Here is a 21,505-nt window from a genome sequence, read left to right on the forward strand (position 1 = left end):
GGCTGGCGCGCTATCGGCGAGGTTTTGTGATGCTCACCCCGGAAATGAACGACCGACTGACCCGCGTTGGGCCCGGCACTCCGTGCGGCGAGCTGATGCGTCGCTATTGGATCCCGATCGCACCGGTCAGCCAGCTCGATGAAAATCCGGTGCGGAAAATTCGCATGCTGGGGGAAGATCTTGTCCTCTATCGCAACACGTCCGGCGGCCTCGGATTGATTGGCGATCGTTGTCTGCACCGGCTGGTCGATCTGCAATACGGCATTCCCGACGAGCGCGGCCTGCGCTGCCCCTACCATGGCTGGCTGTTTGGCGAGACCGGCAAATGCCTTGAACGGCCGATGGAAGCGAAGCCCGAGGCCGATATCGGCCGATCGTTAAAGGGCTATCCGGTCGAGGAACTGGGCGGCCTCGTGTTTGCCTATATGGGGCCGCTGCCGGCGCCGGCGCTGCCGCGATGGGATCTCTTCGTTTGGCCCAACGCCATCCGTCAAATCGCCGTGCAGGTCATCGATTGCAACTGGCTGCAATGCCAGGAAAATACCGGTGATCCTACGCACAGCGCATGGGCGCACGGGCACATGTTCAACTATGTGCTCAATCGCAAAGGCGAAACGGATCGGATGCAGGACAAGGTCCACACCATCCATACGCGCAAGGCGGTGGGCGTAGGCATCAAGGAAATCTACGCCTCGCAGACCAAGCACGGCTTCCGCAAGGGCATAAAATATTCGACCGAACTCGGCGCGGAAAAGGACGAAACCAAAGAGCATTCGACGGTCATATTCCCGTTCTACACCCAAACCGGCAAGACGGGTGCGCCGCGCAGCGAATATCAGATCCGTGTGCCCATGGATGATACTCATACCTATCACATCTGTTATCAGGTCTATGCTGCGCCTGAAGGGATGCAGGCGCCTGAACAGACATCGATTCCCTATTATACGCCGCCGACCATCGATGCCGATGGCAATCCGATCCTCGATTATGTGCTGGCGCAGGATGCGGTGACGTGGAAGGCGCAGGGCCCTATCGCCGATCGTTCGTCCGAACTGCTCGGGCGCACCGACATTCCGATCGTCGTACTGCGCCGGCAATTGGACGAGCAGATCACCCGAGTAGAACAAGGCAAGGCGCCGATGAATACCTGGGCGGAATCGCCGCCTATCATTTATGGCAAGGGTTCGCCGCCGGACCTTTCGCAGCCTTTGCTGCGCCACACGTTCCGCGGTCTCTATCATCTTGGCTTCGGCAATGACGATGCCGATCGCTATGGTCCGCTGTTCGAAACGGTCAAGGAACTTCACCGGGAGATAGAAGCGTTCCAGCTTGGGCGGGCTGCTGCGCAGGATGTGAAGGCTGCTGCTCTTGCCGAGGCCGGCGAACACTAAGGCCGGGTTCGGGCGATCGGCCCGCCGCTGCGCGGAGAATGAACTTGGCACGTGAGGCTATCGATAATGAGCGTGCGGCGGCCGCGACGATCCAGCGTCTGCTGGACGAGATTGGTGGCATTCCGGCGCATGTAGATTTCGAGGATGCCTCCGGCGGAGACATCGTCGCGCGGATCGCGTTCGATGACGATTCGAGCGAGATCATTTGCCAGTTAAGCCGCGAAGGCGATCTGATCGCCGCGCGATTGATCGAGCCCTGAATCATGCGTTATCGTGAAATTCCCGGCACGGGCGTGATCCTATCGAAAATCGGCTTTGGTTGTGGCGGCAACGCCGGGTTGATGATCCGCGGCTCGGCCGCCGAACAGCGAAAGGTGATCGCCCGGGCGCTGGAACTAGGGATTAACTACTTCGATGTCGCGCCTGATTACGGCGCTGGCCGAGCGGAACAGGCGTTGGGCGATGCGCTGGCCGTGCTTGGCGCGCGTGAGACCATAATTACTACCAAGGTGGAAATACGAAGCAGCGATCTTCCCGATATCGCCGGTCACATCGAGCGTTCGGCCCGCGAAAGCCAGCGCCGCCTTGGGCGCGAGCGGATCGACGTCCTGCAGATCCACAACGGACCTACCGCCTCACCGCCACCAATGGCAAACGGCGATTATCACCATCTCTGGATCGAACACTTCCTCCGACCGGGTGGTGCGGTGGAGGGATTGCAACGTCTGTTGCGTGACGGAACGGTTGGCCATGTCGGCTTCGTGTGCCGCGGCGAAGACGTGAACGAAGTTCGCCGGCTGCTCGAAACCGGCGTATTCAGCCTGATCAACCTCAACTTCAGCCTGATCAATCCTTCCGCCGCGGCCTCTGGTCCGGTGTTCCACGGCGAACGGGACCATGGCGGGGTGATCGATGTAGCCAAGGCCGCCGGGTGCGGCGTTGCGGTGTTCAGCCCGCTGGCGGGAGGGCTGCTCTCGGGCGAGATTACGCCCAATCCGCTTTCCCGACCGCGCCGCGGCGCCCCTTCGGCTGTTGAGCGCGCAGAGCGCTTCGCCGTCCTCGCCCGGTCCGAGCGTAGTATGGCTCAGGCTGCCTACCAATTCGTGTTGGATCATCCCGGCGTCACCACCGCGATCGGTGGCTTTTCGTCGATCGAGCAGCTCGAGGAAATTGCCGCCCCCGGCATCGCGTGTCTATCGGCTGCTGACAGGGAGCAAATCGGAGAAATCTGGCGCTCCTCGTCAGGAGCTGTACCGGCGTGAACGCTGATCTCCCGCCCGTTCCGGATGTCGACGCGCTTTCGCTCGTGGTCGACACCAAGCGCGAGATTGCCGACGATATCTGGCTGTTCGATCTGGTCTCGATCGACGACGACGAACTGCCTCCGTTCGAACCGGGAGCGCACATCATCGTTCGAACGCCGGCGGGGGTGCCGCGGCAATATTCCCTGTGTTCGAGCAGTGCGGAGCTGCACCGCTACCAGATCGGCGTGAAATGCGAGCGATCGGGACGTGGGGGTTCTGCAAGCATGGCCGAGGATCTGAACATTGGCGACGTTGTTTCAGCTTCTCTTCCGCTCAATCACTTTCCGCTTGAGCCCGCCGACGGCGAAACACTGCTTATCGCGGGGGGGATCGGGGTTACACCGATCTTGGCGATGGCGCGGCATCTGCAGCAACACGGCCGCTCCTTCCGGGTGATCTATTGCGCGCGGTCTCCCGAAACGGCTGCTTTCATCGATGTACTCGCCGCTCCGCAATTTAGCGATCACACGATGATCCATTACGATGGCGGCGATCCGGAAAAGGCACTGGATATCGCGGCGGCATTGCGCGATTGCCCACCCGAAACCCACCTCTATTGCTGTGGCCCGCGCGGGCTTATGGGCGCAGTGCGCGAGGCGACGCGGCATTGGGCGCCCGGTCACGTCCATTTCGAGGACTTTGGCGGGAGCGTCGAGCCGAACGCCGAGGATTTTGCGTTTCGCGTCCATCTGGCTCGGAGCGGCGGCGTGTTGGATGTCGGGTCGCAGGAAACCATCCTTGAAGCGATGAGACGCCATGGTCTTGGTGTGCCCAGTTCCTGTGAGGCGGGGGCGTGCGGGGCCTGCCGCACCGGTTTGTTGGCTGGAAAGGCCGATCACCGTGACTATGTTCTGACCGACAGCGAGCATGACAGTGCCATCATGGTTTGTGTATCGCGCGCCGCATCGGCTGAACTGACTATCGATGCGTAACGCTACCGTTAGGGGGCCTCTCGCCTGTATATAGCGATCGTTCCGGCGGAGATTGACGCCGCGCGAACGCGAGCGCTACGCCTTTAGCGGACGCTAGCTGGCATACGTGGATGTCGCTGCTGGCGCGGGAGGATGGATGGCGGATAGCAAGGCTTCGGACACGGGACGGGTCGAGGCCGTCGAGCGCGCCCTGTCTTTGCTGCAGTGTTTTCGTACCCCGGGCGAAGAGTTGAGTCTGGCGATACTGGCCCAGCGTTCGACGATGTACAAAAGTACGATTTTACGGTTGGCCGGATCGCTGGTGCGCAAGGGCTTCCTCCATCGCAACAGCCAAGGCCGGTTTCTGCTCGGCCCCGAGCTACAGCGCCTCGGCGGGCTAAGCAGCCCTCAAATCGGGCTGGACGATCTTATTCGCCCGGTCTTGGCCGAACTGTCGCTGACGGCCCTGCAGACCGCCTCTTTCTATATTCAGGACGGCAATGTCCGGCTGTGTCTGCTCCGCCATAATTCGCCTCGCTCCGCACGCCATCATCTGGAGGAAGGGTCGCGGCATCCGTTGAACCACGGTGCGGCCGGCGCGATCCTCCGTGCTTTTGCCGGGGCGCGGGACAAGGCTTCTGCGGGGATCCGACGACAGGGCTGGGCCGTATCGCTGGGCAGCCGCGATCCAGATCTCGCAGCGGTGGCGGTGCCGCTGCTCAATGCCGAAGACGAGTTGATCGGTGTGTTGACCATTTCTGGTCTTATCTCGGGTTTTTCCAACGATGCGATCGAGGACTATCGCCAGGCGCTAATGCAACAGGCGGCCAACCTGCGTCCCCGATTGCCGCGCTTGTCCGAGCTGCCTTATGGGCGGATTGCCTAGGCCCGATAGGGCATTAGCTCAGACCGGCACGGACACTGATCCATCCCGCATGATCGGCCGCTATAATGAGCGGTGTTTTCACTAAGTGAGACTTAGACGACGGTTTCTTCGCATATCGTGTCCCGTTTGATGGTTTCGCATCCGGGGGCGGCTTGCGGTGCCGATCCTTTAATTTAGAGCCGGGGCGCGAGAGGGAGCGCTATGGCCGACGGGATTATCGAGCAGCGTTCCGTTGTTGCCGATCGCGGGCTTGCCAAAGCCGCCAAAGCTCCGCTCGGATTCGTTATTCTCCTTGGCACGCTGTCGGCGTTCGGCTCGGTTTCGATCGATATGTATCTGCCTGCGCTGCCGAGCATCGCCAAATCGCTCCATGCCAGCGAAGCGCCGGCGCAGATAACGGTGGCAGCCTACATCTTGGGCCTGGCGTTTGGGCAGCTTTTCTATGGCCCGATTTCGGATCGATATGGCCGACGAAAACCGCTGCTATTTGGCATCGGGCTTTATATCGTCGGCACATTGGGCTGCATTCTGGCGCCGACGATCCATGTGATGATCGCGTTCCGGGTGATCCAGGCTCTCGGCGGCTGTGCAGGCCAAGTGATCGGGCGAGCGATTGTGCGCGATAGCTTTGCACATGACGAGGTGCTGCATGTCCTTTCCATGCTGGTCCTGGTGTTTGGAATCACCCCGGTGCTCGCGCCGCTGCTCGGTGGTTGGCTGTTGCTCGTAGCGAGTTGGCGGTGGCTGTTCGGTTTCCAGTTGCTGTTCGCGGTCATCATCGGGACGATTTCGGCATTGACGCTCAAGGAATCGCGCTCGGCTACCGCTGCGGCTCTGGCGAGATCCGAAAATCCTTTTCGCAGCTATCTCTCATTACTGGGGAATCGCCAGCTATCCGGCTATCTCTTGACCGGCGCATTCTCCGGTGCGGCCCTGTTCACATATATTTCGACCTCGCCGGACGTGATTATCGGGATGTACCATTTCTCGCCGCAGCAGTTTGGCTGGGTTTTCGCGGTCAATGCTGCCGGCTATGTCGCTTCCAATCAGATGAATGCGCGACTGGCGCGGCGCTACCCTTCAGATACGATCCTCAAATGGGCCAATCGCATCATTTTTGGTGTATCGCTGGTGATGGTGTTCAATGCGACGACCGGGATTGGCGGAGCGCTTGGCATTCTGGCTCCGATGTTCCTGATCATGTCGGGATTTGGCTTCAATCAGTCGAATGCCATGGCCGGTGCTCTCAATGTCGATCCGCGAAGGGCGGGTACTACCGCCTCTCTGCAGGGTGCAGCAGGGCTGCTGGCAGGATCGATCTGCGCGACCGCGACTGGCCTGATGCGGGACGGAACGCCCCGGCCGATGTCATGGGTGATAGCCGCGTCTCTGCTGGCGGCGATGGTCGCCTTGCGAACTCTGGTTTTCGCAAAACGGGGAGTGGACGCTGCTCCACCGCAGCCCGGAAATGCAATCTCATAATTTGAGTGACTACGCCCAGCCCAGGCTCGCAGATCGCGTTGAAACAGCTATTCGACGGACAGATCGACCGTGTGGAGCACAAGTTCGGTCGCAAGAGGTGAGAGCGATGACCCCTGACGATGCCGTCGTGCAAGAACTCGAAGCTTTGGAACAGCGGCGCTGCGCTGCGACTGCCGCCGGCGACACTGCGACTCTGAACGAGATATTTTCGCCTGATATGCTGTTCGTTCACTTCCGCGGCAAAACCGAAGGGCGCGAAGCCTATGTCGCGGCGGTCGAAGGGAATCCCCGTTCGATCGAGATTGGCGAGATGAAAATAGAATGCTTTGGCGATACCGCGGTGATGTTGGGCAAGCACGACATTACTCGCCAAAACCCGACCCGGGTGATCGATGCCTTCGGCACACGGGTGGTGCGCAAGACTGCGGCTGGCTGGCGCTATGTGCTTATCCAGGTTTCCCCATCAACCGTCCAAAAGTAAGCGTCGCTGCCTTTTCAGGCTTCGGACAATTGAGCGATCGTCACCAGCTCACGCTGAGACCAGGGAACGCACATCGAATTGCGTATCGCGCAATGACGTCACATGATCCGAAAGCGGCTGATGGCTGCGTATCAGCCGGCGGTAGGTAGCGAATTCCTTGGGTGCCTGATTCACGGCGCAATAGCCGACCAGGACGCCGTTGTTCAGATACAGGCTGCTGAAGCTGGTGTCGGAAATGTTCCCGCGAACAATGACTGTGTCATGATCTTCGATGTGACCGGCAGATTCGATATGCAGATCGAAGACGTCCGACCAGGCATAGTTTATGAAATCATATTCAGCCGCATCGCCGCACATGTTCCGCGCTGCGAGCTGCCCGCTATATTCTGCATGACCCCAATGCTCCGCCCGCAAGCGCCGCCCGCAAATCGGATCGGGATAGTTGGCTACGTCGCCCGCCGCGAAGATGTCTGGCGCGCTGCTCTGCATCGTATGGTCTACGACGATCCCGTTCGCGATTTCCAGACCGGCTGCGCTGGCGAGATTGGTATTAGGAATGATGCCGATCCCCACGCAGAGCAGATCGCATTCGATTTCGAGGCCGCTTGCCGTGACGACCGCGCGAACATGGCTATCGCCGTTGACGCTCTCCACCCGTTCCCCCGTCAGGAACGTCACGCCTTCGGCTGCGCACCGCTCACGCACCACCTCGGCGATTGCCGGATCAGCAAAGCGTGGCCAGATGCGCGCCTGAGCCTCGACGACGGTGACGCTCAACCCCAGTTTGCGAAGGGAAGCCGCCACTTCGAGCCCGATGAAGCCGGCACCAATGACAACGGCGTGGCGCGCGGTGGCTGCGGCTGCGCCTATCCGGCGGGCGTCATTGGCGGTGCGTACATAATAGATGCCCTCCAGTTCAGCGCCGGGTACGGGCAGCAGGATAGGCGTCCCGCCTGTGGCCAACAGTGCCTTACGAAACGAAATGCGCAAGCCATTGTCCAACCCGGCCTCATGCCCTGCGGGATCGAGATCTGTGACACTTGTCGACAGGTGAATGTCGATTGGACCGCCCATCGCCACGAGATCAGGATAGACGATATCGCCTTCTGACTGCTCGCCGCGCAGAAACTCCTTGGAGAGGGGCGGCAAGTGATACGGCGGTAAGCTATCGTCGCTGACCATGACGATACGAGCGCTCGCATCGATCCGCCGGATCCGCTTTGCCGCATTGTATGAGGCGACGCCGCCACCAATCAAAAGGTAATCGCTGTCCACTATCGATGCTCGCTGGCTGATATCGTCCGGGGGCTGCGCGACCAAGGATATCGTGTCAATATTGCCGTCGGCGCAGGGCTTTGCCACTGCGGTGAAACATCCACCATATGAGCAATGATGAAAATCAGGTGGCGTGTTCGGCCTTTTGTTTTGCCGGAATGGGCCGACGCTGTAACGATGCTTCGATCAATCGAGCCGTTTGCTGCAGCAACTCGAGCAATTCCTCTCCACCTGGCCCGCCCGGATTCGGACCGGATTGAGAAATCGATATAGCCGCAAAGACCCGTCCATCGAGGCGAACGGGCACCGCGATGCACCGCACGCTCGGATCGATTTCGCCATTGTCTCGCGCATGCCCGGTTTGGCGGACAGTCTTCAATGCCGCGCGTAAGATTTCGGGATCCACGATTGTGTTAGCCGTCAACCGGACGAACGGGCTGGAGGTGAGATAGCGCTCGCGTTCGCGCTCCGGCATAGCAGCGAGCAACACTTTCCCGATGCCAGAGCAATAAGCCTCGAGTTGCATGCCTTCCTGGGTCAGGACATTGGCATCACCGCGCGCCTTGACCAGGTAGGTCACCATATCGTCTTCCAGCATTCCGAGATGCGCGGTCAGTCCGGTGCGTTTGGCCAGAGAGTCGAGTAGCGGCCTGCTTACGGCTTTCAACACGCCCTGCATGTCGCGTGTGCGTCCCAACCGGATCAGCGTCAGGCCTGGAAGATAATTGCCGCGCGAAGCACGCGACACAAATCCGCGCCGTTGTAGCGTTGCCAGAATTCTATGGGCTGTCGATGCCGGAATGCCCGCTTCCTCGGCCAGCAAAGAGATTGGTGCGCCACCACCATGATCGATCACAACCTCAAGCAAACGAAGGCCTTTATCGAGGGTATTTGATGCAGGGGTCACCATTTCTCTTCCCTAACCCTATTCTTATATCTTGAGAGAATTTAGGGTATTAGCGTTGCCCGCGCAAGCCCGCTCCCATAAACGAACCTTCGAGGATGTTTGATAAAGGTCCAACGCCGGTGCCGATCGATCGCGAAACAATCGCCCGGCGTTTGTATGACGCATATCGCGGGGGCGCCGTACCGCCGCTGCGTGATGGGCTGGAGCCGACCGACGCCGACGGCGCTTATGCCATCCAGCAGATCAACACTCGGCGATGGATCGAGGAGGGGCGCCGTATTATCGGCCGCAAAATCGGCCTGACCGCCGAGGCGGTCCAGAAGCAACTCGGCGTCGATCAGCCGGATTATGGCGTCCTGTTTGATGACATGTGGATCGCGGAGGGCGGAGAGCTCTTGGCGTCGAAGGTGTTGCAACCCAAGGCCGAGGCCGAGATTGCAATCGTCCTGGCGCGCGATTTGAACGATCCCGATGCGACCGCGGAATCCGTCGCTGCGTCAGCCGAATATGCGGTCGCCGCTATTGAGATCGTCGACAGTCGCATTGCCGACTGGAAAATCACCTTTGCCGATACCGTCGCAGACAACGGATCATCGGCCTATTTCGTGTTGGGGACGGATAAGAAGCCGCTCCCGGGCCTCGATCTCCGCACCTGCGGTATGGCCTTGGAAATCAACGATAAGGTCGTGTCGCTTGGTGCGGGCGTGGCTTGCCTGGGCCACCCGCTAAACGCCGCGGCGTGGCTCGCCCGAACCTTGGCCCAACGCGGGGAAGGATTGCGCGCGGGGGACGTTCTGATGACCGGAGCACTCGGCCCGATGGTCGCACTTTCACCCGGCGATCAGGTAAAGGCCACGGTGGGGGGCTTAGGGTCAGTTGCTTTCAGCTATAGGGACGAACGGGCATGACGCATGCAGACGGTAAAGCGCGCGTCGCGATTATTGGGTCTGGCAATATTGGCACCGACCTGATGATCAAGGTCATGCGACTGTCGAACATTCTGGAAATGGGCGCCTTTGTCGGCATCGATCCAAATTCCGACGGGCTCAAACGGGCCGAGCGTATGGGTGTTCCGGTCACGGCTGAGGGCATCGACGGTCTGGTCGCAATGCCGGGTTTTGCGGATATCGATATCGTCTTCGATGCGACTTCGGCGGGCGCTCATAAGCGGCATGACGAGATCCTTCGCCAGCACGGCAAAATCGTGATCGACCTGACGCCGGCCGCGATAGGCCCTTACACGATCCCCTCGGTAAACGGGGACGATAATCTCGATCAAGGCAACGTCAACATGGTCACGTGCGGAGGCCAGGCGACGATTCCGATCGTTGCGGCTGTAAACCGCGTTGCCAAAGTGCATTACGGCGAGATCGTCGCGTCTATCGCCTCGAAATCGGCAGGCCCCGGCACGCGCGCCAATATCGACGAATTTACCGAAACGACGGCGCTGGCGATAGAGAAAGTCGGAGGCGCAACGCGGGGCAAGGCGATCATCGTGCTCAACCCGGCTGAGCCGCCGCTGATCATGCGGGACACCGTCTATTGCCTTTGTGATGATGGCGACACGGCTGCAATCGAGGCGTCGATCAAGTCGATGGTCGAGGAAATTAGAACTTTCGTTCCCGGTTATCGACTGAAGCAGCAGGTGCAGTTTGAACGGATCGGCGACAACCTGCCGTTACGCATACCTGAGATGGATCATGCGTTTACCGGACTGAAGGTAACGGTCTTTCTCGAAGTGGAAGGGGCGGCGCATTACCTTCCCGCGTACGCGGGGAACCTGGATATCATGACATCGGCGGCGCTTAAGACCGCCGAAAAGATTGCGCTTCGTCATCGCGAAAAGGTGTTGGCATGAGTGCGGCGCTGCCGGCGGGCAAACTTTACATCCAGGACGTTACCCTGCGCGATGGCATGCATGCCGTGCGCCATCAGTACGGACTTGATCATGTGCGTGCGATTGCGCGCGCTCTCGATAAGGCCAAGGTCGATGCGATCGAGGTGGCTCATGGTGATGGCCTGTCGGGTTCAAGCTTCAACTATGGCTTCGGCGCGCACACCGATTGGGATTGGATCGCCGCGGTGGCCGAGGTACTGGAGCACAGCGTCCTGACGACTTTGCTGCTGCCTGGCATCGGCACCGTCCATGACCTGAAACACGCATACGATTTGGGTGTGCGGTCGGTTCGCATTGCCACGCACTGCACCGAGGCGGACGTCTCGAAACAGCATATCGAGGCCGCTCGCAACCTGGGCATGGATGTCTCCGGCTTCCTGATGATGAGCCATATGTCGCCGCCCGAACCGCTGGCCCAGCAGGCCAAGCTGATGGAAAGCTATGGCGCGCACTGCGTTTATGTGACCGACAGCGGCGGCGCCATGAACATGGACGATTACGCGGCCCGGCTCCAAGCCTATGACCGGGTGCTGAAGCCCGAGACCCAGCGCGGCGTCCACGCGCATCACAACCTTTCGCTCGGTGTGGCCAATTCGATCGTCGCGGTTCAGAACGGAGCGGTGCGGGTCGATGCTTCGCTCGCCGGGATGGGCGCGGGTGCGGGTAATGCCCCGCTCGAGGTGTTCATCGCCGCTGCCGATCGTGCCGGCTGGAACCATGGCTGCGATCTTTACGCTCTGATGGATGCGGCCGAAGACCTCGTCCGGCCGCTCCAGGATCGCCCGGTCCGGGTCGATCGCGAAACGCTGACCCTTGGCTATGCCGGAGTCTATTCGAGCTTTCTGCGCCACGCTGAAAAAGCCGCTGGCGAACATGGGCTCGACACCCGCGCGATCCTCGTCGAGCTCGGCCGCCGTAAGATGGTCGGCGGACAGGAGGACATGATCGTCGATGTCGCGCTGGACCTCACGGCGGGCCGGTAACGACACGGTCGGCGGCCGTCGGACGCATGGGAGGACGGCAATATGGCGAGGCAAGCGTGGCGATAACCCAAAGACGCTTTCGCCGATGGTCGGCAGTCGTAGGGGTGACTTTGGCGGCGTGCGGAGGCGGTTTTGTACTCGCACAGCCCAGCCCCGTCCCAACACCCAAGTTGCCGCCGAAGGGCCCGCCGTCATTCTTCGTCAGCAGTGTCGGCCTGGGCCATGGCGGCGATCTTGGGGGTATTGAAGGTGCCGACCGACATTGCCAGAAACTTGCTGGAGCGGCCGGTTTGGGCGGACGGACGTGGCGGGCTTATCTGAGTGTGGCTGCGCGCGCCGGTGCGGCCGCGGTCAATGCGCGCGATCGCATCGGCAAGGGGCCATGGTACAATGTTCACGGCGACCGCATCGCGATGGATCTGGACGATCTTCATGGCGATACGCTTGAAAGCGCCCGCCGCGGCAACCTGATCTCGCGCAGCAACGCGCTGACCGAGCAAGGCACGCAGGTTCCCGGCGATGCCGCTCATGCGGTTTATCATGACGTCCTGACGGGATCACGGTCAGACGGTCGGGCTTTCCAGGGCTCCGTCGACCATACATGCCATAACTGGACTTATGGCGGTCCGGACGGCGCGCCGCAGGTCGGCCACTGGGATCGGGATTCCAAATATTTCGGCTTATCGTGGAATTCCGCTCATGCGGCACCGGGGTGTAGCGTGGATCGGCTTGCGCTCTCGGGCGGCAAAGGGCTGCTTTATTGCTTTGCCGCGGACAAGGCGCCGGATTGACGTCCAGCGGATAGCCGCCTGGTCCTTCAGTCGGCGACGTAGGGCGGCGCGATACGCATGCTTTGGGCAATGGCGGCAATCGGCTCGCGTTCGTCCGTCAGGCGACTTTCCCACCATTCGAAGAAGTGGCGCTGGTTCATCTCGCTGAACAGGTCCGAAACACGTCCCGGCAGGTTTCGCTTGAGTTCGTGGCCCATGCCCATCTGAAAATTAAGCGCGGTCCGGGCGGCCAACAATGATCCCGATCTCTTGGTCAGAGACGACCAGGGCTCAACCTGGTCTGCCGATCGCAGCCCGGCAGGCCCGAAATGCAGCTGGCAGGATCTGCGCATCGCGTCTTTGACCTCGTCGGGCGCGGCGGCATCGGCAAAGCAATAGGTATTGATTTCGGTCCGGGTTGGGCCACGAGGGTGCCACACATGTAGGCTGCGCGTTCGCCAATCGAATGAAAGATTGGGAAAGAGCGTGCCGACCAGCGGGATCATGGCGCGGGCGCGATCCCTGCCCAGGCGGGCTTCCACCTCGTCGGCCACCGATTGCTCGTAGGCGCTGACAACGGCCGAAGGTTGGTAAAGCGTCGGGTCGGTCAGCACGGCCATAGCGCCGGAGCCGGCGCTGATTTGCAGCCCCTGATCTAGGTTACTCGGGCTGAGGCTTCCGGTCGCCATGTTGGTGGCCGCATGCAAGGTCGATTCACAATAGGCATCGCCCGCATATGTCTCCGCCGGTACTTTCCAATTGGCATCGACTTCCCAACGAAAAGCGGCGTGACCGCATGCTTCGACGCCGCCCTCACGGCGATCCACGAGCATGTCCAGGTACCAAGCAAAGTCGCCGAGGTAAGCGGTCAGGGGCGCGGCATTCGGATCGAAGCTCGCGAATATCAATCCCTTGTAGATCGCGACGCGCGGCACCGCGACGGCATGGAGATGTGCCTGCCCGGTCACGATACCTTCCCTGCCATACGACAGGCCATGGCAGCTGCAGGCCAGATAATCCGCGATACCGCGCTCCCGGCGGGCTATCGCACCATCGCCCGCCACGCACTGGTTGACGAAAATGCGCGGTTCGTCGTCTGCTCCGCGCCATACGAGTATCGGGGTCTCCCCCATGGAAGACACGAAATACGCGCCGGTCTTATCGATCCAGTTGGCTGGCCCTACAAAGAGCCAGCACCGCCGGAAAATCGTTCGCTGCTCTTCCTCGTAAATTTCTTCGGAAATGAACACCGACCGGTCGAGCAAGCCGGTGGTCCCATCGAAATAAGGCATTTGTAGTCCGCTTGGCGGCAAATCAGGACGGTGTCGGCATGATACCGTCGGAGATGGTGTCGATCTGGTAATCGGCGTCGATCCAGGCATCAACGCCGCCAAGCAGCATGCCAACGTCTTCAAATCCCAGCGATGCCGCGAATTCGCTCATTTCCTGGGCGGTTTCGTCGTCTTCGGCAACGATCAGCAACGGCCGACCGGCGGGCACTTGCTGCTTGCGCCCTTCGATGGATTTGCCGGGAAGATTGAGCGAACCCGGAACACGGCCGCCAAAGTAATCAAAGGGGAAGCGCGTATCGACCACAAAGCGCCCGGCTTCGATCTCTTTGGCGGCTTCGGCCGGCGAAAACTGCTTGATATCAGCCATGACGGTGTCCCAGATCAGAAGAAGTTAGAGAGATTACGCGATAGCACGACGGTTTGATCGAGAAATATCTTTCGGTTGGCGATCTTATAAGATCCGTCGACCTTGCGCAGAACGTCGCGGCGCATGCCCAGCCAATTATCCTCTTCGGAATTAAGGCGGGTGCGGTACAAGTGAAAATTGCTTTCCACTTCTAGTTCGTCGTCGTCGTCTCTCACCACGCGAACGTTGGTGACGATGTGGCGCTGCCGGGAGGGAGGGTCTTCGGCCCAGGCATATCCGGTTTCGAGCTTGCGCACGCGTGCGCCGAGCGCGGTGTAATCGTCATCGAAAAAGGCTATGGAGCCGGGCTGGGTGAATTCCTTTGCGAGTTCATTCGAGGTCATCGTGCGGCGGACAGGCATCCAATAATGAATGTCTTCCGCGAACAACTTGAACCATTCCGCATAATTCCGCGAATCTAGCATCGCCGCTTCGTTATAATAGAATTGCTCTACGGCAAATTGACGCTCCACGGGCGTCTGAGCTCCTGGTTCCACGCTCGCTCCTTCTCTTTCAAATGCGGACGTTATTTCGGAGAACGTCCTTTTTCTCTTTTCGAAGCTATCAATTCATCATTGCCTTATCGCGCCAGGGTCAGCACGGGATATGAGGAGACAGAAAGCTTCAAGGAAGCTCGATATCTTGCGTTTTGGGAGGCGGCGCAAGAATCCACGGTGGATCATTTCTCACGGAGCGATAATGCGCGCGGATGTCCAATGTGGTCGCAGGCGCGAATTCCTGTCATTGCCCAAGGTCATCTCTCCGACCCTTCCGGCACCTGCCGATCATGCCGAAGATGGCAGGGAACGGCGAAAATCAAGCTGAGGTCGCGCGATCTCGCGCCACGTTGCAGCCAGTAGCGCGGCGCCGAACAGGGTCACGACCAAGGCGCCGATATACATGCTGGGCAAACCGAACATGTCGGCAAGTCCACCCGCCAGCATCGAGCCCAAACCTCCGCCAAGCTGGTAGGTCATCGAATAGGTCGCCATCGATCGCCCCTGACCGTGGACTGGTGCGAAATCCATCGCCAAAGCCATGCTTGCGGCGCCCACCAAAGCCGGCCCGAACGAAGCGATAACCGCGCCGGTCAGGACCATGATCTTGGTCGTTCCGAAAAACACCACGGTAAATCCAATAGCCTGGATTACAAATCCGAGAGCGATATACGGTCCGCGGCCAAGCGAATCTGAACGCTTGCCCAGCAACGGCCGCAACACCACGGTCAAAATTCCTGAAATAACATAGAATAGGCCGACATCGCCGATCTGAAGGTGCTTGGCGTATAAAGGCAGGAAGGACACGATCGCGGGCTGCGGGATGCTGGCGCCCAGGTTCAGCAACATGGCCAGTATAATGCCGCGATTTATCGCTGGCTGAGGCGGGCCACCGTCCTCCGATCGCATTGCCGCAGTCGGCTCACGCGGCGCGCGAATGGCCAAGGTCATCGGGATCGCCAAGACACCGAACACGATCGATAGCAGAAACACCCACCGATATCCCCCGTGGCCATGGATCATCCATAGCGCGACGGCCGGAAACAGGATGGATGCGCTGGTCATGGCGCTGTTGTAATATCCTGAAGCCTCACCTCTACGGCCCTGCGGCGATGTGGTCACCAGCAATGCCAGCCCCCCGGTGCTGGTCGCTCCCCAGGCCGTTCCACGTAAGATCGAGGCGGCAAAGACGGCGGCCATGTACGGTATGAAATATAATAATCCCCCGATCGCCAGTATGCCCAGACCAGCGATCAGCACAAAAGCTCCGCCCCATTTGTCGCAGGCGTTGCCCATCAGCGGGCGCACCAGAAAGCTCGGAACCGCAAAAGTGAACAGTGCCAGGCCGGCCAGAGACGCGCTGCCGCCGAGCGAATTGATGTACAGTGGGATCGTCGGGATCAGCATTGCCTGATTGGCAAAGGTCACGAAGATCGCGAGGCACAAAAAAATGAATTGCCGCGTCAGCAAGCGCGTACCCCGTCCCGCCACATCTCAGATCGCGACGCCTAGCGGACAAACGTGCCAGAACATCGCCACCTCATCTGCCTTTGCTTTTGTACGCAAGCAATTCCGTGCCGCCGGCCATTTCTCACCCAGCGATAATCCGGCACCGGGCTATAAAATGCCGTCATAGCCGTTGCTAAGACAGCTTCCGTTTCATCAAGAGGGACAGTTCGTGCCAATGCCGCTCTGCCGCGATGGGATCGTAGGCGGGTACGTCGGGCATGGTCCATGCATGCCGCGTGCCCTCATAAATTTCGCAGCGATGGTCGATACCGGCGGCGCTTAGCGCTTGCTCCAGACGCGCGGCCATTTCTGGGGGATAGCCTTTGTCCTCCGCGGCGCCAGCCACGTAAATTTCGCCCTTCATGTATGGGGCCAACCAATGGGGGCTCATCGGAGACTCCGTGGCCAGGTTGGTGCCGTGGAAGCTTGCGCTGGCAACGACGCGGGAAGGATAGCGACCTGCTGCGGTCAGCGACCACGCGCCGCCTCCGCAATAGCCGACGGTGCCGATATTGGGCCCGGCAACATCCTCGCGGGTGTCGAGATATTGTAGGAAAAAGGCGGTGTCCTCAGCGGCCAGCGCATTGTCGATCGTCGCGGAATAAGGGCCGATGACGTCGCGAACGGTGCCCGTCGCAAACAGGTGGGGTACGTCGAAAGGCAGGTACACGCCGGCGCGATAGAACATGTCGGGAAGCAGCACGACGTATCCGTATCCGGCAAGCCGTTCGGCCATTGCGAACAATATCGGCCGAATCCCGCCACCGTCCATGAACAGGATGATGGCGGGCCAAGGTCCCGATCCATCGGGCGTGAATATGAAGGAGCGGCAATCGCCATATCCGGTGCGGATCGAGATGTCTTCGCGCATACCCTGCTGCTGATGTCGCTGCCGTGTATCGAAAGCTACCATGGCGCCGTCAGCGAAGCGAGCCAGCCTCGATCGGGCAACCTCAATGCATCCGATCTCAAATGTCATTTGATGAGAAGTGATGGATGCCGTCGCTTGCCATGATGTCCATGCCGATTAAAGAATCTGGCAAGGATTGGATGCAAAAAATGATCAGCTTTGAGCAAACCAGCCATCATCTCGAGGCGCTGGGTGGGCGGCTCCATTATAATGATATCGGCGAAGGCACGCCGTTGATCTGCGTTCATGGCGGTGGATCGGGCGCCAATGCCTGGGACAATACAAAATGGGCGCTAGATGGTTTGAGCGCTGATCATCGGGTCTTGCTTCTCGATCTTCCCGGATATGGCACGTCCGACAATCTCGAGGCAGAGGCGGATGAGAGCCGGGATCGCTATTATGCGCGCGCGGTGCTTGCGTTGATGGATTCCCTGGGTCTGGAAGCGGCGCATCTGTTCGGCCCGTCGATGGGGGCGACCCCAATGATCCGGATCGCCCACGATCATCCCGATCGGGTGCTGAAATTGGTCCTGAAGTCACCGGCCGGCATGGGCAAGCATTTCCTGACGCCGTCACCGATGGACGGCATCCGTGCGCTCGATACCTTCCGACAGGATCCAACCTTCGAGAATATGACGCAGCTGATGCGCCTGTTCGTGCCGGGCAAGGGGCTGTTGACCGATGCCTTGATCGAGGCGCGCTTCGCCTCCGCGCAACAGGCGATGATGCTCAAGCCCGCGGCGCGCAAGCCCACCGAACTTGCCGATATTCGCGCCCTTCTGCCAAAGTTGACGATGCCGACCTTGGTGTTGTGGGGGCACCAGGATCGGATGGTTGCGATGGATGGCGCGCTGGGAGCGTTGGCCTTGATTCCCAAGGTCGAGGTGCATCTGTGGGGCGGCGGCACCGGGCATTTTGTTGAGTTCGAACATGCCGATGCGTTCAATCGGGTCGTGATCTCCTTTCTTAAAGCTTGATCTCGATGCCGATCGCTATGCTGTTGCGGACGGTTTGAGAGTGGCATGACGCCCATAACCGACCATGGCCGCAACCCTGACGGTGCGCTGCTTTATCTTGCGGCTATCGCATGAGTGATACCGACATGATCGATGCTATTGAGGTATCCCCCGCTCCGATCGAGGTGCCGAAAGATACCGTCCCAATGGCATCCCGTATCGCCGTTATCGCGGTAGGTGTCGGGCTGTTCATGCAATCGGTCGATTCAACGGCCTTGTCGACGGTCCTTCCGACCCTTGCGCGCAGTTTCCACGCCAGTCCGATCGACATGCGCTTGGTTTTGACGATCTATATGGTGGTCCAGGCCCTGTTCCTACCAGCCTCGGGATGGGCGGCCGACCGTTTTGGCGCGCGGCGCGTCTTCATGGCGGCGATGGCCGTCTTCCTGCTCGGTTCGCTTTTCTCGGGGCTGTCGCATTCGCTTCTTCAATTGATCGGCGGACGCATCGTTCAGGGGCTGGGCGGAGCGATGATGGTGCCGGTGGGACGCATCATCGTGGTGGCCGCAACCCCGCGCAATCAATTAATCCAGGCGATGATGTGGCTGGGTGTGACGGGGCTGACCGGGCCGATCGTGGGGCCGTCGCTCGGCGGCATGATCGTGAGCGTTGCGACGTGGCCGTGGATATTCTTCATCAATCTGCCGGTCGGGATCGCTGCCCTCATCGCGATCGCCCGCGTCGTCCCTCGTATTTCCCGTCCGCACCCCGGATTATTCGATTTGGTCGGTTTCGGGTACGTCGTCATCGTTATCGGCGCCGTGATGACCGTTGTGGAAGGGGCTGGCCATGATCCCCGCTTGCAGATCGTCGCCGCTCTGATCGCGGTTCCGGCGGGCTTTGCCTATGTCGCGCACGCCCGGCGGCGCCAGTTTGGCGGCCGCAAGCCGGTGATCGATCTTTCGTTGCTGCGCTACCCGACGTATCGCAGCACGATCGTCGGCAGCAGCCTGATCCGCCTTGGCATCGGCGGATCGCCCTATTTGCTGGCGTTGTTCTTTCAGATCGGACTGGGATGGCCGCCGCTGAAAACGGGCATTATCACCACCGCTGTCGCCGTAGGGGCGCTGGGATCACGACCGTTCGGACCCCAGATTGTCCGCCTGCTCGGCTTTCGCAAGATGCTGATCATTTCCTCGCTCGCCATCGGCTTGTTCGGTGCCGCGCCCGCCCTTTTCAACAATACGACGCCGATCTGGCTGATGATGGGCGTTCTCGTCCTGAGCGGCTATGCCCGATCGTCGCAATTCAGTTCGGCCAACGTAATGGCCTATGCCGATATGCCCGATGAAAAGATCAGCTCCGCCGCAACGCTGTTGGCGATGATGCAGCAGTTGACCGTGAGCCTGGGCATCACGTTGGCGGGCCTAGCGCTGGAAATAAGCCATTATTTTCATGACGGCCCGCTCGATAGGCTAGACTTCGGGGTCTCATTTTCGGTGATCGGCATCATGGCGATCCTGGCTATCCCGATTTACGCTCAACTCTCGGCAGATGCCGGGGCGGACATCAGCGGCCAGAAGATGCCCAGAGGTGCGGCATGACGGGCGGCGCCTCACATTGGGCCTGCCGTGACAGGTCGGGCAGCAGGCGGGCGGAAACGCCCATCATGAAGTCTTTAGCCAGGAACCGTCTTCCAGGAGACCGATCGTGAAATACGCCCCACTCGGAAGAACCGGAACATATGTCTCCAGGATGTCGCTGGGAACCGCGACGTTAGGGATCGCGCCACTGGAGGCCGATGCCGATCGTCTGATCGGGCGCGCTCTCGATCTCGGCATCAATGTGGTCGATACGGCCAATACCTATGGCGATCAGGCAAGGTTCGATCGTCCGGGAGCGCCGCCAGCCGACCAGCGCGCTTCTGCCGAAGAGATTGTCGGACGGGCGATCCGGGGCAGGCGGTCGAACATCGTCCTTACGTCCAAAGTGATGGAGCCGGTCGGAACCGACGTGAACGAGCGAGGCCTGTCGCGCCGCCACATCATGGCCCAGATCGAGCGAAGCCTGAAACGGCTGAACACGGACCACCTCGATGTCTATTACGCGCATCATCCCGATCCCGACACGCCGTTTGACGAAACGATGCGCGCCTTCGACGATCTGATCCGGCAGGGGAAGATACGATACTGCGCCTTGTCGACCTATCCCGCATGGGAGGTGATGGAAGCTTTGGCGATCGCCGAAAAGCTGGGAGCCAGCGCCCCCGTTTGCGTCCAGGTAGGGTACAATATCGCCTCTCGCGCCGTGGAAGCGGATCTGGTGCCCTTGTGCCTGCGTCATGGCCTGTCGCTGACCGTTTTCGGCCCGCTGGCAGGCGGCCTGTTTGCCGGCCCGTCGGTGCTAGACCGCGAGTTCGTCGGCAGCCGCCGTTGGGGAGGGCAGGGGTTTTCCGAACGTGATCTCGGGCTGGCGGAACAGCTTGATGCATTGTCCAAAGCGCATGGCATTCCGCATGCGGTGATGGCGTTGGGGTGGCTGATGTCCCGTCCCGCCGTCGCCTCTGCCATCATTGGGCCGGAAACGATCGATGAGCTTGAAGCGAATGTCTCGGCATCCGACCTGAATTTTTCGCCGGAGCTGCTTGAAGCGATTGACCAGATTGGCCGGCCACCCAAACCCACATGGCCCGGCTTGCCTCCACGCGGCGCAATAAAGTGAAGGATGAAAACCGATGCTGACTGAATTTACGCCTACAATTCCCGAGTCTGAACTGCTCGAAGGTACCATGCAGGGTCTCGAACTCGGCGATGAACGTGTGTTGATCGCTAAAATCGATGGCGAAATCTATGCCATCAACAATATCTGCTCACACTTCCATACCTATCTTTCGAACGGCGATCTGATCATCGATCGTTTGGAAGTGCAATGCCCATTGCATGATAGCTGTTTTAGCCTGAAAACGGGTGAACCAGCCGACATTCCGGCCGAAGATCCGGTGGAAGTCTACGGGGTTAAGATCGACGGTGGAGTGATTTGCGTTGGCCCTCGTGCCGCCTGATTGCCTATAGAATTAGATGAATGATCTAGTGGATTGATAGGAACGGAAAAGTCCGGATCGGATTCCCCTTTGGGTCATGCCGTGCGACGCTGCGGCATGCGCAGGGGTATCAACATCGCCGTCACGGCTTTCGATAGGGCTCGGACCATGACGCACGACGACAGGCGCAACGGCACAACATGCTGTTCGCGGCGCTAACGTGCTCGACGGCTCGGTGATCGGACGCAACATGCAGCGGTATCAGCGCCGGGAGATCATCCATTTCCAGAACGCCGTCGAGGCCGAGTTGCCATCCGACTGGGCCGTCCAGGCGCGCGACAGCCACCGCACCATCGCGGCGATAGGATTGCGCGGGGTCAGGAACCACGAACCTAGCATGCAGACGGCCGAACGCTTCGCCCACGGCCTCGGCGTGCTTCCATCCCACAGCATCCTTGAACTCGTCAGCTGGTCGAACGCGAACGCCTTCATGCAGGTGAAGCTCACGAGATTGGCGAACCGGACCGTCTCGGTCGCACGCCTCCTCCGTTGAGCAGATCCGCGGTAAGCCCGATCGTCCCATGCAGGTCGAACACCATCGATGCATG

The 21,505-nt window shown here is 60.1% G+C and carries 23 protein-coding genes and 1 pseudogene; 16 read left to right on the plus strand and 8 right to left on the minus strand.

All coding sequences use genetic code 11. The features are described 5' to 3' along the window. Window positions 1-95: 95 nt before the first annotated feature. The 7 genes from FHS31_RS14155 (at window position 96) to FHS31_RS14185 (ending at window position 6,455) form a co-directional block, all read left to right on the plus strand. Window positions 96-1,391 (plus strand): Rieske 2Fe-2S domain-containing protein, encoded by a 1,296-nt coding sequence (locus tag FHS31_RS14155; protein ID WP_208408736.1) that lies wholly within the window; start codon window positions 96-98, stop codon window positions 1,389-1,391. Between the two features lie 38 nt (window positions 1,392-1,429). Next, a complete protein-coding gene (locus FHS31_RS14160; RefSeq protein ID WP_167074666.1) occupies window positions 1,430-1,651 on the plus strand; it encodes a hypothetical protein in 222 nt (73 codons plus the stop codon). A gap of 3 nt (window positions 1,652-1,654) precedes the next feature. Continuing rightward, the gene (locus FHS31_RS14165) at window positions 1,655-2,653 is read left to right on the plus strand and encodes an aldo/keto reductase (protein ID WP_167074668.1); all 999 of its coding nucleotides are present in this window, start codon (window positions 1,655-1,657) and stop codon (window positions 2,651-2,653) included. Window positions 2,654-2,697: 44 nt separating this feature from the next. Then, a complete protein-coding gene (locus FHS31_RS14170; RefSeq protein ID WP_208408737.1) occupies window positions 2,698-3,627 on the plus strand; it encodes a 2Fe-2S iron-sulfur cluster-binding protein in 930 nt (309 codons plus the stop codon). A 136-nt stretch (window positions 3,628-3,763) separates the two neighbouring features. Continuing rightward, window positions 3,764-4,492 carry an IclR family transcriptional regulator gene (locus tag FHS31_RS14175; protein ID WP_167074672.1) on the plus strand — a complete coding sequence of 243 codons (729 nt, stop codon included), beginning with the start codon at window positions 3,764-3,766 and terminating at the stop codon, window positions 4,490-4,492. A gap of 201 nt (window positions 4,493-4,693) precedes the next feature. Beyond that, complete coding sequence (locus FHS31_RS14180) at window positions 4,694-5,974, plus strand: multidrug effflux MFS transporter (RefSeq protein WP_167074674.1); 1,281 nt, start codon at window positions 4,694-4,696, stop codon at window positions 5,972-5,974. 106 nt (window positions 5,975-6,080) lie between these two features. Continuing rightward, window positions 6,081-6,455, plus strand: a complete 375-nt coding sequence (locus tag FHS31_RS14185) for a YybH family protein (RefSeq protein WP_167074676.1) — start codon at window positions 6,081-6,083, stop codon at window positions 6,453-6,455. A 48-nt stretch (window positions 6,456-6,503) separates the two neighbouring features. On the opposite strand, the gene FHS31_RS14190 is transcribed toward FHS31_RS14185, so the two are convergent. Together FHS31_RS14190 and FHS31_RS14195 are read right to left on the minus strand one after the other, a co-directional pair. After that, window positions 6,504-7,775 carry an NAD(P)/FAD-dependent oxidoreductase gene (locus FHS31_RS14190; RefSeq protein WP_167074678.1) on the minus strand — a complete coding sequence of 424 codons (1,272 nt, stop codon included), beginning with the start codon at window positions 7,773-7,775 and terminating at the stop codon, window positions 6,504-6,506. Window positions 7,776-7,854: 79 nt separating this feature from the next. Next, window positions 7,855-8,640 (minus strand): IclR family transcriptional regulator, encoded by a 786-nt coding sequence (locus FHS31_RS14195; protein WP_167074680.1) that lies wholly within the window; start codon window positions 8,638-8,640, stop codon window positions 7,855-7,857. A gap of 116 nt (window positions 8,641-8,756) precedes the next feature. Between FHS31_RS14195 and FHS31_RS14200 the strand changes: the two genes are divergently transcribed. The 3 genes from FHS31_RS14200 to dmpG are packed head-to-tail and all read left to right on the plus strand — an operon-like array spanning window position 8,757 to window position 11,517. Continuing rightward, entirely contained in the window at window positions 8,757-9,545 is a 789-nt protein-coding gene (locus FHS31_RS14200; RefSeq protein ID WP_425057239.1) for a 2-keto-4-pentenoate hydratase, read from the plus strand. Beyond that, complete coding sequence (locus FHS31_RS14205) at window positions 9,542-10,495, plus strand: acetaldehyde dehydrogenase (acetylating) (protein ID WP_167074684.1); 954 nt, start codon at window positions 9,542-9,544, stop codon at window positions 10,493-10,495. Before FHS31_RS14200 ends, FHS31_RS14205 begins: the two co-directional genes overlap by 4 nt. Further along, window positions 10,492-11,517 (plus strand): 4-hydroxy-2-oxovalerate aldolase, encoded by a 1,026-nt coding sequence (gene dmpG / locus FHS31_RS14210; RefSeq protein WP_167074686.1) that lies wholly within the window; start codon window positions 10,492-10,494, stop codon window positions 11,515-11,517. The genes FHS31_RS14205 and dmpG overlap by 4 nt, the downstream gene beginning before the upstream one ends. A 191-nt stretch (window positions 11,518-11,708) precedes the next feature. On the opposite strand, the gene FHS31_RS16275 is transcribed toward dmpG, so the two are convergent. Then, window positions 11,709-11,951, minus strand: coding sequence for a hypothetical protein (locus FHS31_RS16275; protein ID WP_208408738.1), 243 nt, complete (start codon window positions 11,949-11,951; stop codon window positions 11,709-11,711). Here FHS31_RS16275 and FHS31_RS16280 point away from each other — a divergent pair. Further along, on the plus strand, window positions 11,931-12,308 hold the full coding sequence (locus FHS31_RS16280; protein WP_208408739.1) for a hypothetical protein: 378 nt from the start codon (window positions 11,931-11,933) through the stop codon (window positions 12,306-12,308). The genes FHS31_RS16275 and FHS31_RS16280 overlap by 21 nt on opposite strands. 26 nt (window positions 12,309-12,334) lie before the next feature. Here the strand turns inward: FHS31_RS16280 and FHS31_RS14220 are convergent, their stop codons facing one another. From FHS31_RS14220 to FHS31_RS14240, 5 genes are all read right to left on the minus strand, one after another. Further along, entirely contained in the window at window positions 12,335-13,579 is a 1,245-nt protein-coding gene (locus FHS31_RS14220) for an aromatic ring-hydroxylating oxygenase subunit alpha (RefSeq protein ID WP_167074690.1), read from the minus strand. 22 nt (window positions 13,580-13,601) lie between these two features. After that, window positions 13,602-13,946 (minus strand): rhodanese-like domain-containing protein, encoded by a 345-nt coding sequence (locus FHS31_RS14225; protein WP_167074693.1) that lies wholly within the window; start codon window positions 13,944-13,946, stop codon window positions 13,602-13,604. Between the two features lie 14 nt (window positions 13,947-13,960). Further along, a complete protein-coding gene (locus tag FHS31_RS14230) occupies window positions 13,961-14,482 on the minus strand; it encodes a 3-phenylpropionate/cinnamic acid dioxygenase subunit beta (RefSeq protein ID WP_167074696.1) in 522 nt (173 codons plus the stop codon). 288 nt (window positions 14,483-14,770) lie between these two features. Further along, window positions 14,771-15,952 (minus strand): MFS transporter, encoded by a 1,182-nt coding sequence (locus FHS31_RS14235; RefSeq protein ID WP_167074697.1) that lies wholly within the window; start codon window positions 15,950-15,952, stop codon window positions 14,771-14,773. A 172-nt stretch (window positions 15,953-16,124) separates the two neighbouring features. Next, window positions 16,125-16,862, minus strand: coding sequence for a dienelactone hydrolase family protein (locus FHS31_RS14240; protein ID WP_167074699.1), 738 nt, complete (start codon window positions 16,860-16,862; stop codon window positions 16,125-16,127). A 188-nt stretch (window positions 16,863-17,050) separates the two neighbouring features. Here FHS31_RS14240 and FHS31_RS14245 point away from each other — a divergent pair, with 188 nt between their 5' ends. From FHS31_RS14245 to FHS31_RS16520, 5 genes and pseudogenes are all read left to right on the plus strand, one after another. Continuing rightward, window positions 17,051-17,878 (plus strand): alpha/beta fold hydrolase, encoded by an 828-nt coding sequence (locus tag FHS31_RS14245; protein WP_167074702.1) that lies wholly within the window; start codon window positions 17,051-17,053, stop codon window positions 17,876-17,878. Window positions 17,879-17,988: 110 nt separating this feature from the next. Continuing rightward, complete coding sequence (locus tag FHS31_RS14250; protein ID WP_167074704.1) at window positions 17,989-19,461, plus strand: MFS transporter; 1,473 nt, start codon at window positions 17,989-17,991, stop codon at window positions 19,459-19,461. A gap of 151 nt (window positions 19,462-19,612) precedes the next feature. Beyond that, window positions 19,613-20,578, plus strand: coding sequence for an aldo/keto reductase (locus FHS31_RS14255; protein ID WP_208408740.1), 966 nt, complete (start codon window positions 19,613-19,615; stop codon window positions 20,576-20,578). A 13-nt stretch (window positions 20,579-20,591) separates the two neighbouring features. After that, on the plus strand, window positions 20,592-20,918 hold the full coding sequence (locus tag FHS31_RS14260) for a Rieske (2Fe-2S) protein (RefSeq protein ID WP_167074707.1): 327 nt from the start codon (window positions 20,592-20,594) through the stop codon (window positions 20,916-20,918). Window positions 20,919-21,053: 135 nt separating this feature from the next. Continuing rightward, window positions 21,054-21,225, plus strand: a pseudogene (locus FHS31_RS16520) (IS630 family transposase); the annotation flags it as partial. Window positions 21,226-21,505 lie beyond the last annotated feature (280 nt).

The organism is Sphingomonas vulcanisoli (assembly GCF_011761305.1).
In the GTDB taxonomy this organism is placed as follows: Bacteria; Pseudomonadota; Alphaproteobacteria; order Sphingomonadales; family Sphingomonadaceae; genus Sphingomonas_I; species Sphingomonas_I vulcanisoli.